The sequence below is a fragment of the Thermodesulfobacteriota bacterium genome, assembly GCA_025062045.1.
Taxonomy (GTDB): Bacteria; Desulfobacterota; Syntrophorhabdia; order Syntrophorhabdales; family JANXAF01; genus JANXAF01.
In genome coordinates this window covers 1-15663 of record JANXAF010000016.1, presented here as the reverse complement: position 1 = coordinate 15663, position 15663 = coordinate 1, and the positions used below count along the sequence as shown (strand labels likewise).

Here is a 15663-nt window from a genome sequence, read left to right as displayed (position 1 = left end):
ATGCGATCACCATTTTTGGAGGACACCACGCAACATCCCTAGCAGGACTTTTATTGAAAGAGGAATTCGTAGATTACGTTATCCGGGGTGAGGGGGAGACCCCTCTCTTTGAACTTATAGGCTTGCTTCAGGGTCGAAAGAGTAAGGACTTGAAAGATATAGAAGGACTCTGTTTTAAGACTAAAAGTGGAATCTATCTTTCAGAGAGACTGAACTACGAAAAAGAGATAGATTCCGTACCCGAAAGAAAACTTATAAGAAGAGATGACTACAAAATAGGAAATAAGGCGTATACCTTTTTTCTCACATCGAGGGGATGCCCGAACTCATGTGCATTCTGCTCAAAGATGGCTCTGCCATACAGAGAGAGATCACTCGAATCGATAGAAGCAGAGTTGGACTCGCTAAAACGGGATGGGGTAGAGTGGATCGATTTCGAAGACGACATGCTTATATCAGGTGAGGAAAGGTTCCTTAAGATTCTTGAGCTTTTCAAAAACCGGGGATTTTTTCTCTCCGCCATGAATGGAATATATTTCGGAAGCATAACGGAAAAGATAGTCAAAAAAATGGAGGAAGTGGGGTTTAAAAGGCTTAACCTCTCGCTTGTGGATCTGTCACCCTCTGTCCTTCTCGGACAAAGAAGGCGCCTAACTGGAGATTGGGAAAAGATTTTTAGGATTTTAGAGTCCTCCGGACTCAATCTAGAGGTCCATTTTATCGTTGGGCTACCGAACCAGACTGTTTTTGATGTTCTCAAAACGATATCTTTCCTCGCCCAGAGAAGATGTTTACTTGGTCCGAGCATCTATTACCTTTTTCCGAAAAGTAATGAAACTAGAAGGGTACTCGGAGATAAGTGGTATGAGAAATTGCACTATATGAGATCGAGCGTGCTTCTTCCCATCAATCCTTTTTTTTCGAGGGATGCGCTCTTTACATTGCTAAAGATATGCAGGTTTGTAAATTTCCTCAAAGGATTCGTTGATAGGTGCAAAGAAAACATAACCTTAAAGGACATTGAGCTTCCGACTCCTGAAGATAACGAAATCTTTAAGTGGTTCATCAATAAAAAGTCTTTTCTTGCATTTGACGAGAAAGTTCATAGATTCTTCGAAGAACCTCAAAATAAGGAGATAATTGAAGAGTTTTTTAGGCTGATGGAAGGTCAAAAAATAAAAGGATTTAAAACATCGTACTACGTCGAATTTAAAACGGAATAGAAGATAAGCTAAAAGTTTTCAGTTTACAAGCCAACGAGAGATCTATTAATATGTTACAAATTCTCCACGGAGGACATGGATTATGTTCTTTACAGCGAGCTTTGAAGACATAAAGAAGGGGAAAGTGACAGATCTTTACTTCGTAAACACTTACACGATCCTTAAAAAGAAGAACATAGATCGATACGTAAAAGCGGAGGTTATTGTTAAAAGGCTTCCTGAAGGGGCAAAATGGGGGGTTCTCTCAGGTGTAGAAGAGTTGGGAAGATTAATAGACGGGCTCAACATAAAGGCCAGGTGTATGAGGGAAGGGACCATATTTAGGCCCTATGAGCCAGTTTTAGAGATAGAAGGGATGTACACGGAATTCTGCCTATATGAGACCGCAATCCTTGGGTTGCTCTGTCAGTCTTCCGGTGTTGCGACTAAGGCAGCAAGATGTAAAAAAGCGGCGGGCCCGAGACCTGTTATAAGTTTTGGAGCAAGAAGAATCCACCCCGTTATTGCTCCAATGGTAGAAAGAAGTGCGTTCATAGGTGGCTGTGATGGTGTCTCGGTTGTGTTCGATGCTGAGATGCTGGGGGAGGAGCCGATGGGGACCATGCCACACGCTCTCGTTTTGATTTTCGGCGATACTGTTGAGGCGACTTTGGCCTTTGACGAAATTATAGATGAGAAGATAAAGAGGATATCGTTGATAGATACCTTTCTTGATGAGAAAGTTGAGGCTATAAGGGTTGCAGAGGCGCTAAGAGGAAGACTCTTTGGGATTAGGCTCGATACGCCCTCCTCAAGGAGAGGAGATTTCATAAAGATACTCGAAGAAGTACGATGGGAGCTCGACATAAGGGGTTTCAAAGACGTAAAGATATACGTGAGCGGAGGCATCGATGAAAATAAGATACTCGAGATGAACAAGTTTGTTGACGCATATGGAGTTGGAACATCGATAACGAATGCAAGAGTTATAGATTTCGCAATGGATATAGTTGAGATTGAAGGAAAACCGGTCTCCAAAAAGGGGAAAATGTCAGGCTCTAAAAGGGTTTTGAGATGTCCAGTCTGTTATAATGACAAGGTTCTGCCCGCATCGACTGAAAAGATTATGTGCGAATGTGGAAATTTTATGGAGGATCTTCTCATCCCATGGTACGAAAATAAAAGATTCCTCTTCGGAAATGAGTCACCACAAGAGATAAGATCCTACGTGTTAAAGCAACTTGAGCATTTTGACCTATAAAAGAGTGATTCGTACTTTTTCTTCTTGAACTTTCTTTTTTATTTCGCCTATCAGGAAAGCTTCCTCCTGCTTCTCTTTTAAAGATTCTATAACTTTAGTACCCTCCTCTTTTTCGACAATAAGTACGAATCCTATCCCCATATTAAAGGTAGAAAACATTTCATCGTAGGAAAGCTCTCCCATCTCCTTTATCAAAAGAAAGATATGAGGGATTCTTTCCTTTTTTATTTCGAGATCGGCCATATAGCTTGGAGGTATTATCCTTTTCAGATTCCCGTAAATCCCACCTCCCGTTATGTGGGCCATCCCTTTGATCTTAAAGATCTTTAGAATTTCCAGCACGGGCTTGACGTATATCTTTGTGGGTCTTAGAAGTTCTTCTCCGAGAGTTCCAGAAAGACCTGGCATTTTGCGGTCAAGTCGGACTCTTTTTAGTTCGAAAAAGAGCTTTCGAACCAAGGAGAAGCCGTTACTATGAAGACCACTGGATCCAATGCCTATAACCAAGTCACCTTCAGTTATACCTTTTCCGTCAACGACCTTTTCCTTGTCGACTATCCCCAAGATAAAACCCGCAAGGTCATATTCACCCTTCTTGTAGAACGATGGCATCTCAGCTGTCTCTCCGCCTACAAGGGCACAACCAGCCATTGAACAGCCCTCACATATTCCGGATATCACGTCTTCGTAGATCTTATCGTCTAATCTTCCGCAGGCAAAATAATCGAGGAAAAAGAGGGGCCTTGCTCCGTACGTCAAAATATCGTTTGCACACATGGCAACAAGATCTATACCGACTGTTCTGTGATTTTTAAGTTTCTGTGCAATCTTCAGTTTGGTTCCCACACCATCTGTCGATGCTACAATTATAGGATCTCTGTACTCCTTTGGGATGGCCAAAAGGGAAGCGAATCCTCCAATGGGGTTGAGAACGTACGGATTGAAGGTTGAACTTATCCTTGCTTTTATACTATCTATGAGCCTTTCTGCCTTTTCGATGTCGACACCAGCGTCCCTGTACGTGATCATAGCTTTTTTTATATTTGGTCAAAAAACAAAGTCAAACAAAATTTTCTTGCCAAAACTCCACTCTGCGTATTATAAATAAAACCCTCAAAGTAGCCTGGGAGGAAGGATATGGCTAAACCGATGGAGAGTTACAGATGGTACGAACTTAACGTGGGTTGTGTCATTGATGAACCCGGAAACTCTATCGTCTACAAAACTGGGGACTGGCGAATTATGAGGCCCCAGACAGATTACTCGAAATGTACAAAATGTGGACTCTGCTGGCTATTCTGTCCGGATAACGCTATGAAGCCGAACGAGCAAGGATTCTTCGCACCGGACCTTGACTACTGTAAAGGCTGCGGGATATGCGCCCAAGAATGTAAATTCGAAGCAATCCAGATGGTGGAGGATAGAAAATGAAGAGGGTAGGAATCGAAGTTTCGGCAGCAATTGCCGAAGCGGCCAAATTGGCACGGGTGGAAGTGATCTCAGCTTATCCCATAACCCCACAGACCCATATAGTTGAGCGTTTGGCGGAACTTGTCGCCGATGGTGAACTGGAAGCCGTATATATGAATGTAGAGTCAGAACATTCGGCGCTTTCAGCCTGCGTAGGAGCAGCAGCCGCAGGAGCCAGAACATTTACTTCCACATCAGCCCAAGGCCTTGAACTCATGCACGAAATCCTTTTTATCGCGTCAAGTCTTAGACTGCCAATAGTTATGGTTCTAGTAAACAGGGCCCTTTCAGCACCTCTTTCGATCTGGTGTGACCATTCGGACGTTATGGCCGCAAGAGACTGTGGCTGGATCATGCTTTTTTGCGAAAACGGACAGGAGGCTGTCGACTCCGTGATCATGGCTTACAGGATTGCGGAAGATAGAAGGGTTCTTCTGCCGGTAATGGTAAACATAGATGGATTCACATTAAGCCATGTTATAGAACCGGTCGAGTTTCCCGAGCAGGAACTAGTCGATTCGTTTTTGCCACCTTATAATCCTCTCTTTACCCTGAATCCGGAAAGACCCGTGACTATGGGTGCATACGGGATGCCAGAGATTTACACTGAGGCGAAGTACGCACAGGAGATGGCGATTAAGGGTTCCAAGGCAGTCGTTAAAGAGGTGATGGAGGAGTTTGGGAGAGTATTTGGAAGGCGCTACAATATCATTGAAACGTACAATCTAGATGGGGCGGAGAGCGCTTTTTTTGCCCTCGGAACCATAAACGAGAATATAAAGACGGCTATAGACGCACTTAGAGAAAAGGGCAAAAATATCGGTCTTATCTCCCTTAGACTTTTCCGACCCTTCCCTTCGGAGGAACTAATTGAGATTCTCAAAAACTTAAAACGGCTTATGGTAATAGAAAGGGCGATGCCCCAGGGAGCAGAAAATACCCCACTCTTTAACGAGATTTCGTCTTTGGCATTCCATAATAGGCTGGAAATCCAGCTGGAGAATTACATTGCAGGGCTCGGTGGCAGGGATGTGGACCCACAGGAATTCATCACAATTGCCACGAATCCTTTCCAGAAAGATGGAAAAATGAATTACAAAGTTATAGGGGTGCGAGGATGAAGATATATAAAACATTAGAGAGATACACAGAGAAACCGGATGCTGAGTACATTGCATCGGGACACAGGGCATGTCAAGGATGTGCTGAAGTTTTGGCCCTGAGACTTGCATTCAAAGTCCTAGGAAAGAACACGATCCTTGCTATGGCAACAGGATGCATGGAGATAATCTCGACACCTCTGCCACTTACGTGCTGGAGACTGCCTTGGATTCATGTAGCATTCGAGAACGCAGCAGCTGTCGCTTCCGGAATTGAAAGCGCAATCAGGATACTGAGGCAGAAGGGAAAGATACCAGACGTCCCAATAAACGTTGTTGGGATTGCCGGAGACGGCGGAACTAGCGATATAGGGCTTCAAGCGCTTTCTGGTGCTCTCGAGAGGGGACACAGAATGATTTACATCTGTCTCGACAATGAAGCATACATGAATACCGGTATTCAGAGATCATCCGCCACACCTTACGGCGCCTTCACTACAACAAGCCCACCCGGTAAAAAGAGCATAGGACAGTCCACTTGGAAAAAGGACATGCCTAAAATTGCGGCGGCCCACAATATCCCTTATGTTGCAACTGCTTGCCCTTCCTATCCATTTGATTTCTTAAATAAAGTAAAGAAAGCCACAATGGTAAATGGACCTGCTTACCTTCACGTCCTAAGTGTCTGTCCCACAGGATGGAGGATCCCCTCCGAGCTGGCTATAGAATATGGTAGACTTGCAGTAAGATCGGGGTTTTTCCCTCTGTATGAAGTCGAAAATGGGGTATTTAGATTAACTTACAAGCCAGAAAGCCTAATACCGGTAAAAGAATATATGAAGGGCCAAGGCAGGTTCAGACACTTAACCGAAAAAGAAATAACGGAGATCCAAGAGAGGATAAACAAGGAATGGGAAAGGTTACTTAGGCTATGTGAAGCAACAAAACCTTGATGAGGCCCAAAAAATGGTGTATTTTATCTAATTAGTGAATGATTTCGAGACCTTAGCCAGATGGCTTAAAAGTAGAAGAGAGGAAAAAGGTCTAACACTAGAAGAGGTTAGCGAAAGACTCTGCATAAGAAAGCATATACTTGAACAGATAGAGGCTGGAAAAGCCGAAGAAAGGATTCCCTTCGTTTACCTTTCCGGTTATTTAAAACTGTACAGTCGGTTGCTCGGCTGCGAAGAAGAACTAAGGGAAAAAATATCGGAAATATTAAAGGAAAGAAAAGAAAAACCGAACCCTCAAGAGATCATTGTAAAAAAACCGCAAAGATCGTTTTCAGCTTATAAGAAGTACCTGATTTTCGTAATAGTTCCTTTAGTTTTCGCCTTTTTTTTCATTCTAGAAAAGGATGAAAACACCGTTCCAATTTCGAAAGAGTCTGTTGTTGAAAGGGCTTCTCTTGCGGAGAGCCCATCTTTTGATACGACGCCTTTTACTGAGAAGAAGCTCGTGATCACATGCCACGAAAGGACGTGGGTGAGTGTTGTGGTGGACGGAAAGGAAAAAAAAGAATTTATGTTGAATCCTAAGGATGTGGTGGTTTTAAATGCCAAAGAGGGTTTTGACCTTCTTGTCGGAAATGCCGGTGGCATAAGACTCATACTTAACGGTCAGGACATCGGGTTCTCAGGAAGAACTGGAGAAGTAAAAAGGCTTAGACTATATTGAATCCTAGATAATCTAGCCTAGGAGCTTAGCTTGCCCTGTGTGATTCTTTCCATTTCCGCAGTCGGTATATCGAAGTTTGCGTAGACTTTTTGAACATCATCCGAATCTTCTAATGCTTCCATAAGCTTGAGCATGTTTTCAGCATCTTTACCTTCAAGCTTAACCAGTGTTTGAGGTATCATGCTGATCTCGGCTACCAAGTACGGGATTTTATGGTCATCGAAGAGTTTCTTTAACTTTTCAAAACTTGCCACATCAGTGTAAACCTCAATTTCGTTTTCGTCCGACTTCACATCCTCTGCACCACCTTCTAGTGCAAGTTCCACAATTTTATCTTCGTCGACAACACTTTTATCGAATGAGAAGAAACCCTTTTTTTGGAATAACCAGGAGACACATCCGGCCTCTCCCAGACTTCCGTTGAGCCGTGAGAGGATATGCCTTATCTCAGCTGTTGTCCTCTTTTTGTTGTCTGTCAATGTTTCTATGAGGATCGCAACTCCGCCAGGACCATAGCCTTCGTAAATGCACTCTTCGTAATGTTCTCCGCCTTCCTGAGCACCTATCCCTTTCTTTATTGCCCTCTCTATATTTTCCTTCGGCATGTTTTCGGCCTTCGCGTGTTGAATGGCAAGCCTAAGTCTTGCGTTTGTTTCGGGATTTCCTCCTCCAAGCCGTGCGGCAGTCATGATCTCTCTTATGAGTTTAGTAAAAATTTTCCCCCTTTTTGCATCCATAAGGCCTTTTTTATGTTTTATAGAACTCCATTTACTGTGGCCTGCCATTCTTCCCCCCGGAGATCCTATAGTTCATGGTGGGCAGTACAGGATTCGAACCTGTGACCTCTGGTATGTGAGACCAGCGCTCTGACCACCTGAGCTAACCGCCCACAAAAGATAAATTACAACATTCTTTTATCCAAATCAAATTAACGAAACTGCTTGGCGATTTTTGGCAGAATCTCATTCCAAATAAGATGAAGATTTTTGAAAGGATTCGTCGTTTTTCCCGTTTTTTCTTGACATGGTGATAGCTTTAAATTATATATAGCACAAATAAAATTTTTCACAAACTCAAAGGGGTAGCCATGAAACTCCAGGGAAAAAATGCAATAGTAACTGGTGGTGGAAGAGGCGTAGGAAGGGCAGTATGCCTTGCCTTCGCGAAAGAAGGAGCCAATGTGGTTGTGAACTATGCGGGTAATGAGAAAGCTGCAAATGAAGTGGTAGAAATGATAAAGGGGATGGGAGGAAAGGCAGTTGCAGTTAAGGGAAATGTGGCTTTAGAAGAGGATGCGAAAAGAATCGTTGAGACCTGTGTGGAGGCCTTCGGAACTGTCCACATCCTTGTGAACAACGCCGGAATAACAAGGCCCGCGCTCCTCCACAAAATGGATGTCGAATCCTGGGATGAAGTGGTGAATGTACATATGCGTGGACCGTGGCTCATGGTGAAAGCGGCGTCGAAATATTTTATGGAACAGAACTACGGCAGAATAATAAACGTCACTTCCGTTGCTGGTGTTGTCGGGACAATCGGTCAGATAAATTACAGTGCAGCAAAGGGCGGTGTCGTGGCCATGACGAAATCTATGGCGAGGGAGCTTGCAAAGTATAACGTGACTGCAAACTGTATCTGTCTCGGAATAGTTACAACAGAGATGACTGAAAAGATAACGACGGATGAAAAACTGAGGGAGATTTATTTAAGAAGGATTCTTCTCGGTCGGTACGCAGAACCTGACGAAGTAGCCCCTGCATTTGTCTTTTTTGCCTCTGACGATTCAAGGTACATCACAGGTCAGCTTCTCTGTGTGGACGGCGGATACGGTCTTACATAGAAAAGCCGAAAGGGAGAGGCTTTTCAAATCAAAGAGGAGGTGTAAAGATGCCTGATGTTCCAAAAGTTATAAAACAGTGGCAGATGGTTCAGCCTACAACCTTTAACAAGGAGACGAAAGAAACGATCCCCGGAAGGATTGAGCTTAGAGAAGTTCCAGTTCCGGACTTAAAAGAGGGGGAGGTCTTAGTGGAAGTTGCAGGTTGTGGCGTATGTCACACCGACCTCGGTTACTTCTATGACGGAGTCCCCACTGTCAGTAAACCGCCACTCGCCCTTGGCCATGAAATTAGCGGAAGGGTCGTGGCAGGTGACCCCCAGTGGATCGGAAAGGAAGTCATAATCCCTGCGGTCATGCCTTGCAGAAAATGCTATCTTTGCAAGACTGGAAGGGGCAATAGATGCTTGAATCAGAAAATGCCTGGAAACTCCTTGGGTATATACGGAGGTTTCGCAAGCCATATCCCCGTTCCGTCCATAGATCTTTGCGAGGTCCGAGACAGAAAAGGTTACGACTTGGAGCAGCTTGCGGTGATCGCTGACGCAGTAACGACGCCTTTTCAGGCGGCTAAAAGGGCCGATTTACAGCCGGGCGATAATGTCATCGTTATCGGTGCTACAGGGGGAGTCGGAGTGTACATGGTTCAGATGGCAAAGGCTCTTGGAGCGAAGTACGTCATAGGCATAGCCAGAAACCCAAAGAAACTGGAAAGGGCTCTCAAATACGGATGTGACTACGTGATAAGCACACTCGATCGGGACAACAAAGCCATTGTGGGAGAATGGAGGAATTTCTGTAAAGAAAATGGCGTCGATACGGCTGGTTGGAAAATTTTTGAAGTGTCTGGAACGAAGCAGGGCCAAGATCTAGGGCTTGACCTTATAACATTTGTGAGCAAACTCATAGTTGTAGGATTCGGTCTCGCAAAGAATGAGTATATGATCTCGAGACTTATGGCCTTCGACGCTGAGATTATCGGAACCTGGGGATGTTTGCCTGAGTACTATCCCATAGTCCTCGATATGGTCTTGAATAAGAAGATAGTTATAGATCCCTTTGTTGAAGTAAGACCGATGAGCACGATAGTTGAGACGTTCGAGGAGATTCATAAGGCAGGATCGCCAGAAAGGAGAGTTGTATTAAAGCCTGATTTTTAAAAGACGTTGCTCATGAATGGATATTCAGGTTCATCGTAGAAGATGTTGGTATTAAGTGGAAAGAATTCAATTCGGGGGCTAAAAGCCCCCGTTTTTATTTTCTTTAGAGGAGGGCAAAATGAATTATAAGTTCATTATTTATGAGAAGAAGGACAAGGTTGCAAGAATCGTACTAAATGCGCCACCTTCCAATTGGCTCACTATCGAAATGATGAAAGAGATAAATGATGCGATAATTGATGCGAAGAATGATCCAACCATTCAGATCCTTCTTTTTGACCATGCGGGAGAGAAGGCATTCTGTGACGGTGTATCAGTTGAGGACCACACTGAGGAAAAGGTAAATGAGATGATAGAGGTATTCCATAGGATGTTCAGAAATCTTTCCGAACTTGACATAACAACCGTTGCCTGCGTGAATGGGAGAGCCTTGGGTGGAGGATGCGAACTTATGGCTTTCTGTGACATTGTTATCGCTTCAGAAAAAGCAAGGATCGGACAGCCAGAAATAGGAGTAGGGGTTTTTCCTCCGGTTGCTGCAGCATACTTTCCAAGAATAATCGGATTACAGAAGACTTACGAGCTTCTGCTCACTGGAAAGATCATTTCCGCGAAGGAAGCGAAGGAAATAGGATTAGTTACGACTGTCCTTCCTTCAGAAAATTTCAGAGAGGAAGTTGAAAAATACCTTTCCGACTACTTGAACAAAAGCAGAGCAATCGCAATATGGGTTAAAAGGGCAGTAAAGGCGAGTCTGGGTCTTTCCTTTTTGGATGCCCTGAAAGTTGTTGAGCTTTACTACTTGCAAGGTCTTATGTCCACACACGACGCAAAGGAGGGTATTAGGGCCTTTCTTGAGAAGAGAAAGCCGGAATGGAAGAACGCCTGATTTTAACTCCCAAAGAAGAGATAGAAGATAGGCTAACGAAGTTAAGGGTACTCATTGAAAAAGAGAGTATGGATGCTGCTTTTTTCCACTATAAGGTAGACTACTATTACCTTTCCGGGACAATGCAGGATGCGTTACTCTACGTCCCATCGAACGAAGAACCGGTACTTTTCGTCAAAAGGGAGATATCCAGGGCTAAAGCGGAGTCGCCCTTAAAGCACATTTTGGAGGTTAGCTCTTACAAGGAGATAAAAAGACACATCCCTCCTCTTAGAACTGTTGGACTGCAAATCGATGTTATGCCTTACCTAGATGTTGTAAACTTTAAAAACATCATAGGATTCAGCGAGGTCAAAAATTCGTCCGATCTTGTGAAACGGCTAAGAAAGAAAAAATCCCAATTTGAGATTATGCTACTTGAGAAGGCTTCTGAGATCCAAAAGAAGGTTTATGAGTATTTGCCTTCGGTTTTAAAAGAAGGGATGACAGAGATTGAGCTTGGGGGCATCCTCGAAGCGTATGCTAAAAGTCTAGGCCACGAAGGCATCTTGAGGATAAGGTCCCTAAACTACGAACCGTACTCATGGCACATACTGAGTGGTGAATCGGGAAGTATAGTGGGTCCTGCAGATTCGCCGATGACTGGACTAGGGCTATCACCTGCCTTTCCGGTAGGGGCGAGCTTCAAAAAAATAAGGGAAGGAGAACCTATTCTTGTAGATTTTGGGGTCAGCTATCACGGCTATCACGTTGATCAGACCCGAATATTTGCCATAGGAAAGATTCCGAAGAAATTTTTCGACGCATACGAGGTTTCAAGGGAGATCCAGAATAGGATTCTTGAGCTCATTCCCAGGGGAGCAACGAGCGATGAACTTTTCAGAATAGGAAAGAAAATAGCGGAAAAGTATGGATATGGCGAAAATTACTTAGGATATGAACCGTTCAAGGTCAGATTCGTTGGACATGGAGTCGGGCTTGAACTCTCCGAATCTCCTTTCATTGCTGAAAATCACGAATATCCTATAGATGAGGGATCTGTGTTTGCGTTAGAACCAAAAATGGTATTTAAAGGGGAGGGGGCTTGTGGAATTGAGAATACCATCGTCTATAAAGATGGAAGGGTGAGAATTATAACGGATAACGATGAAAAAATCTGCATAGTCTGATATACGAAAGCCAAAGACCGTGAAAAAGAGTCTCTACGTGTGTGAAGTTTGTGGATACGAATCGGTTAGATGGCTTGGAAGGTGTCCTAATTGCCAGACCTGGCACTCCTTAAAAGAGGTTTCTCAAAAGAGGAACGCAGAGTCCCAGCTTCGCGAAAAACCTTTAGTTATTTGCGACGAGGAAGTGGAAGAAGACCGAATAATTCTTGGAATAGACGAGATGGACCGGGTTTTGGGAGGAGGACTGACTAGAGGATCTTCTGTGTTGCTAGGCGGTGATCCGGGAATAGGAAAGACTACCCTCTGCTTCCAAATAGCTTCCAGAATCGTAGAGATTGACCATAAATGCCTTTACGTTTCTGGTGAGGAGTCGCCAAAACAGCTTTTATCCAGAAAAAAAAGACTGAATCTGAGGTACAATTTTCCAGTCCTCTCAACATCTAACTTGCATGATATAATTGAAGCTACAAAAGAGACGAGCTACGATCTTGTCATAGTTGACTCAATTCAATCCATATTTAACCCTGAGGTACCCTCCATCCCTGGGGGTATAGCTCAGCTAAAAGACGTATCTATAAAACTTGTAAAACACTTTAAAGAGAAAGATACGGCCCACATCCTCATAGGTCATGTCACAAAAGAGGGACAGATTGCGGGACCAAAAATGATAGAGCATCTGGTTGACACCGTCTTATACTTCGAAGGGGAAAGGATTCTGCCCTATAGAATTCTTAGAGTAACGAAAAATAGATACGGACCCGTAGACGAAATCGGTATTTTCCAAATGACGAAAGAGGGACTTTTAGGCGTCAAAAACCCATCAGAATATTTTATAAGCGAAAAAAAAATCGAAAGCTCAGGAAGTGCGCTCTTTCCATATGTTTCAGGATCGAGGCCCATCATAGTGGAAATCCAAGCTATAACTCCGAGGAGCAATTTTTCAAATCCCAGAAGGGTCGCACTTGGTTACGACTTAAATAGACTATACATACTTTCTGCCGTTTTGGAGAAAGCCTTGGGTAAAAGCTTTTTTGACAGAGATATCTACGTGAACATAACAGGGGGAATAAAAATAGGCGAACCGGCAGCTGATCTTCCTGTTGCTGCCGCGATTCTATCGAGTGTTGGAGACTTTAAAATAAAAAAAGACGTTGCCTTCTTCGGGGAGGTAGGACTTACAGGAGAGATAAGGCGAGTTCTCTACGCAGAAAACCGGATGAAGGAGTGTTCTAGGATCGGAATAAAAAAAGTGTTTGGTCCGAAAGGTCTGCCTAAATTGAAAGGGATTGAGGTGATACAAATTGAGGATATAAAAGAGCTACACGAACGACTTCTAAATCTCTCATCCTAAACAGGCAAGCTTGCATGAAATTGGCTTGGAAAATTTTGTAATTTTTATTTTTGGTAGCCTATAATCTGCTATAATTTAAAGGATGTCCCTCGTTTTAAAGCCTATTTACTATCTTTACGAAAAATTTTTAGAGAGACAAGTTTTAAAAGGAATAATCCCAGCTCACGTGGCGTTGATACTGGATGGAAATAGACGCTACGCCAAAGAGATGGGATTTTCAGATGTCTCAATGGGCCACAAGTTGGGTGCCCAGAAGGTTGACGAGCTTTTGATCTGGTGTGCTGAGCTCAACATAAAAGTGGTAACGATCTGGGTACTTTCGACGGATAATATTTACAGAGAGCCGGAAGAGCTGGAAAAACTGCTCTTTATAATCGAAAGTAAGCTCTATGACCTTTCGAAGAACCCGATGGTGAAGAGATACGGTTACCGGATAAAAATTCTTGGAAACACTAGTATCCTTCCCGTAAGACTCCAGGAGGTTGTGCGAATAGTGGAAAAGTCCACAAAGGATAACAAGGACCGAATCCTTAATATCGCACTGGGATATGGGGGTCGCGAAGAGATAATTGAGGCTGTAAAAAAGGCGATTCTTTCGAAAAAGACTCAGAACATTGAAAAGATAATTGAAGGGTTAACGACGGAGGATGTTGGAAAGTATCTATACACTTACGGCATCCCTGACCCAGACTTAATCATAAGGACAAGTGGAGAGATAAGGTTAAGCGGATTTCTCTTGTGGCAGAGCGCGTACAGTGAATTCTACTTTTGTGATGCGCTTTGGCCAGCTTTTCGAAAGATAGACTTTCTCAGAGCCATAAGGAGTTACCAACATAGAAAGAGAAGGTTCGGAAGATGACGTCTTTAGAAGAGAAAATTGCATCCCTTAGGGTGTCGGACCTTTTAAAGGATCTGGATGATGATTCTTTGGAAAAACTGGCAAAGAAGCTTAAAGTGAGAATTTACCCACCTAATACAGCTATAGTAAGGGAAGGGTCTCCGGGAGACTCCATGTTCATAATAAAATCCGGAAGGGTCGAAGTGAAAAAAAGAGAACCAGCTCTCGGAATGGACCTTACAATCGCCAGCCTCGGAGCAGGAGCTTGCTTCGGTGAGATGGCACTCCTTACAGGGAAACCGAGGAGCGCGAGCTGCGTCGCAGCCGAAGAGACAGAAGTTTTTGTTTTAGAGAGAAATGATTTTGAAGAACTTTTGAAAGCCCACCCGAACATCTCCATTGCGTTGAATCGAATAGTGGCTGAGCGGATGGAATCGATGAACTTGCAAAAAGGTATAAGTTTTGTGTCACTTACCAAATGCAAACTTGACCCCGGTGTGGTTCATCTTTTGCCCCCCCAGACGATAACGAGATATAAAATACTTCCAATCGCTTACTCCAACGGTACTCTTACTTTAGCGATGGTGAATCCCAATGACCTTCTTGCCCTCGATGAGGTTAGAAAATTTGTAAAAGGCGTTGCGATAGAGATAGTTGTGATATCTGAAGGAGACTTTAAAGAGTTCCTCGAAAAAGAATATCCAAAGCTCCTTGAGGAGAAAAAGAGACAAGAAAAGAGGGGGTTAGATGTCGAATCGATTCTTGGAGCAATGGATTCTTCTGTCCCAGACATCCTAAAGGAGGCAGAGTTTGAAGAAAAGACCGATGAGGATCTTGGCATAACCGACCTTACGAGGGAAGCGGAGGGTGCACCTATCGTAAGACTGACAAACACAATCATTGCAACCGCCTTAAAGAAAGGAGCAAGCGACATCCACATAGAACCAATGGAGAAGTCGCTACGGGTGAGATATAGGATCGATGGAGTCTTAAGGGAGGAGATGGTACTTCCAAAAAAGGTAACGCTTCCGCTCATAAGCAGGATAAAGATAATAAGCAAACTGGACATAACAGAAAGGAGGCTTCCTCAGGATGGAAGAATCACCCTCAAAATGGGAGACAGATCCATAGACTTTAGGGTATCTACGATCCCGACGAAATTTGGAGAAAAGGTTTGCACAAGGATCCTTGATAAGAGCGCAAGCATATTGAGTCTTGATAAACTAATTCTCCATAAAGAGATTCTTAAACTGGTGAGGGATATGATTTCCAAACCGTATGGGATAATCTACGTGACAGGGCCTACAGGTTCTGGAAAGACAACAACCCTTTATAGCTGCCTCTCCGAAAAAAACAGTGTGGAGGTTAACATTTCCACAGTGGAAGATCCAATCGAGTACGATCTTCCAGGTATAAACCAAGTGCAGGTCAATCCCGACATCGGGCTAGACTTTGCACGTGTACTTAGGGCTTTTCTCAGGCAGGACCCCGACATAATACTCGTTGGCGAAACTAGAGATCAAGAGACGGCAAAGATTGCTGTTGAGGCTGCTCTTACCGGCCATCTTGTATTCACAACTTTGCACGCAAATGATGCTCCAAGCACTTTCATGAGACTCACAGAGATGGGTATAGAACCTTTCCTCATCTCCACTTCCGTTATAGGTGTTATAGCCCAAAGGCTAGTAAGAAAGATATGCGAGGAGTGC

15 protein-coding genes and 1 tRNA gene are annotated in these 15663 nt (G+C 43.7%); 13 read left to right on the top strand and 3 right to left on the bottom strand.

What is annotated here, in order from left to right; all coding sequences use genetic code 11:
- Together NZ583_08700 and NZ583_08695 are read left to right on the top strand one after the other, a co-directional pair.
- Nucleotides 1–1223 (top strand): radical SAM protein (locus NZ583_08700; protein ID MCS7281671.1); only part of this gene is annotated, 1223 nt, incomplete at its 5' end.
- Between the two features lie 82 nt (nucleotides 1224–1305).
- Entirely contained in the window at nucleotides 1306–2463 is a 1158-nt protein-coding gene (locus NZ583_08695) for a nicotinate phosphoribosyltransferase (GenBank protein ID MCS7281670.1), read from the top strand.
- Here the strand turns inward: NZ583_08695 and purM are convergent.
- Nucleotides 2458–3489, bottom strand: a complete 1032-nt coding sequence (gene purM, locus NZ583_08690) for a phosphoribosylformylglycinamidine cyclo-ligase (GenBank protein MCS7281669.1) — start codon at nucleotides 3487–3489, stop codon at nucleotides 2458–2460. The two genes, NZ583_08695 and purM, sit on opposite strands and share 6 nt — an antisense overlap.
- Before the next feature lie 111 nt (nucleotides 3490–3600).
- Here purM and NZ583_08685 point away from each other — a divergent pair, with 111 nt between their 5' ends.
- From NZ583_08685 to NZ583_08670, 4 genes are read left to right on the top strand one after another with little or no spacing between them, the layout of a single operon-like run.
- A complete protein-coding gene (locus NZ583_08685; GenBank protein ID MCS7281668.1) occupies nucleotides 3601–3894 on the top strand; it encodes a 4Fe-4S binding protein in 294 nt (97 codons plus the stop codon).
- Nucleotides 3891–5054 carry a pyruvate ferredoxin oxidoreductase gene (gene porA, locus NZ583_08680; protein ID MCS7281667.1) on the top strand — a complete coding sequence of 388 codons (1164 nt, stop codon included), beginning with the start codon at nucleotides 3891–3893 and terminating at the stop codon, nucleotides 5052–5054. Before NZ583_08685 ends, porA begins: the two co-directional genes overlap by 4 nt.
- Nucleotides 5051–5986, top strand: coding sequence for a pyruvate synthase subunit PorB (gene porB, locus NZ583_08675; GenBank protein ID MCS7281666.1), 936 nt, complete (start codon nucleotides 5051–5053; stop codon nucleotides 5984–5986). Before porA ends, porB begins: the two co-directional genes overlap by 4 nt.
- Before the next feature lie 34 nt (nucleotides 5987–6020).
- The gene (locus tag NZ583_08670) at nucleotides 6021–6710 is read left to right on the top strand and encodes a DUF4115 domain-containing protein (GenBank protein ID MCS7281665.1); all 690 of its coding nucleotides are present in this window, start codon (nucleotides 6021–6023) and stop codon (nucleotides 6708–6710) included.
- Between the two features lie 17 nt (nucleotides 6711–6727).
- Here the strand turns inward: NZ583_08670 and NZ583_08665 are convergent, their stop codons facing one another.
- Entirely contained in the window at nucleotides 6728–7495 is a 768-nt protein-coding gene (locus NZ583_08665; GenBank protein MCS7281664.1) for a YebC/PmpR family DNA-binding transcriptional regulator, read from the bottom strand.
- 27 nt (nucleotides 7496–7522) lie between these two features.
- Nucleotides 7523–7599: transfer RNA gene (locus NZ583_08660), tRNA-Val, on the bottom strand.
- Nucleotides 7600–7797: 198 nt separating this feature from the next.
- Here NZ583_08660 and NZ583_08655 point away from each other — a divergent pair.
- From NZ583_08655 to NZ583_08625, 7 genes are all read left to right on the top strand, one after another.
- On the top strand, nucleotides 7798–8550 hold the full coding sequence (locus NZ583_08655) for a 3-oxoacyl-ACP reductase FabG (GenBank protein ID MCS7281663.1): 753 nt from the start codon (nucleotides 7798–7800) through the stop codon (nucleotides 8548–8550).
- A gap of 47 nt (nucleotides 8551–8597) precedes the next feature.
- Nucleotides 8598–9707: a 6-hydroxycyclohex-1-ene-1-carbonyl-CoA dehydrogenase gene (had, locus tag NZ583_08650; GenBank protein ID MCS7281662.1), complete on the top strand. Its 1110-nt coding sequence runs from the start codon at nucleotides 8598–8600 to the stop codon at nucleotides 9705–9707.
- Nucleotides 9708–9825: 118 nt separating this feature from the next.
- The gene (locus NZ583_08645; protein ID MCS7281661.1) at nucleotides 9826–10596 is read left to right on the top strand and encodes an enoyl-CoA hydratase/isomerase family protein; all 771 of its coding nucleotides are present in this window, start codon (nucleotides 9826–9828) and stop codon (nucleotides 10594–10596) included.
- Nucleotides 10581–11765, top strand: coding sequence for a Xaa-Pro peptidase family protein (locus NZ583_08640; protein ID MCS7281660.1), 1185 nt, complete (start codon nucleotides 10581–10583; stop codon nucleotides 11763–11765). The genes NZ583_08645 and NZ583_08640 overlap by 16 nt, the downstream gene beginning before the upstream one ends.
- 19 nt (nucleotides 11766–11784) lie before the next feature.
- The gene (gene radA, locus NZ583_08635) at nucleotides 11785–13116 is read left to right on the top strand and encodes a DNA repair protein RadA (protein ID MCS7281659.1); all 1332 of its coding nucleotides are present in this window, start codon (nucleotides 11785–11787) and stop codon (nucleotides 13114–13116) included.
- Nucleotides 13117–13198: 82 nt separating this feature from the next.
- The gene (gene uppS, locus NZ583_08630) at nucleotides 13199–13975 is read left to right on the top strand and encodes a polyprenyl diphosphate synthase (GenBank protein ID MCS7281658.1); all 777 of its coding nucleotides are present in this window, start codon (nucleotides 13199–13201) and stop codon (nucleotides 13973–13975) included.
- Nucleotides 13972–15663: ATPase, T2SS/T4P/T4SS family (locus NZ583_08625; GenBank protein ID MCS7281657.1), on the top strand; the 1692-nt coding region annotated here is incomplete at its 3' end. The genes uppS and NZ583_08625, both read left to right, overlap by 4 nt.

Coding starts and splice junctions, on each gene's coding strand:
- porB (MCS7281666.1), top strand. CDS start 5,051: ATGAAGATATATAAAACATTAGAGAGATACACAGAGAAACCGGATGCT.
- NZ583_08685 (MCS7281668.1), top strand. CDS start 3,601: ATGGCTAAACCGATGGAGAGTTACAGATGGTACGAACTTAACGTGGGT.
- NZ583_08640 (MCS7281660.1), top strand. CDS start 10,581: ATGGAAGAACGCCTGATTTTAACTCCCAAAGAAGAGATAGAAGATAGG.
- NZ583_08665 (MCS7281664.1), bottom strand. CDS start 7,495: ATGGCAGGCCACAGTAAATGGAGTTCTATAAAACATAAAAAAGGCCTT.
- NZ583_08695 (MCS7281670.1), top strand. CDS start 1,306: ATGTTCTTTACAGCGAGCTTTGAAGACATAAAGAAGGGGAAAGTGACA.
- NZ583_08645 (MCS7281661.1), top strand. CDS start 9,826: ATGAATTATAAGTTCATTATTTATGAGAAGAAGGACAAGGTTGCAAGA.
- porA (MCS7281667.1), top strand. CDS start 3,891: ATGAAGAGGGTAGGAATCGAAGTTTCGGCAGCAATTGCCGAAGCGGCC.
- uppS (MCS7281658.1), top strand. CDS start 13,199: ATGTCCCTCGTTTTAAAGCCTATTTACTATCTTTACGAAAAATTTTTA.
- NZ583_08655 (MCS7281663.1), top strand. CDS start 7,798: ATGAAACTCCAGGGAAAAAATGCAATAGTAACTGGTGGTGGAAGAGGC.
- had (MCS7281662.1), top strand. CDS start 8,598: ATGCCTGATGTTCCAAAAGTTATAAAACAGTGGCAGATGGTTCAGCCT.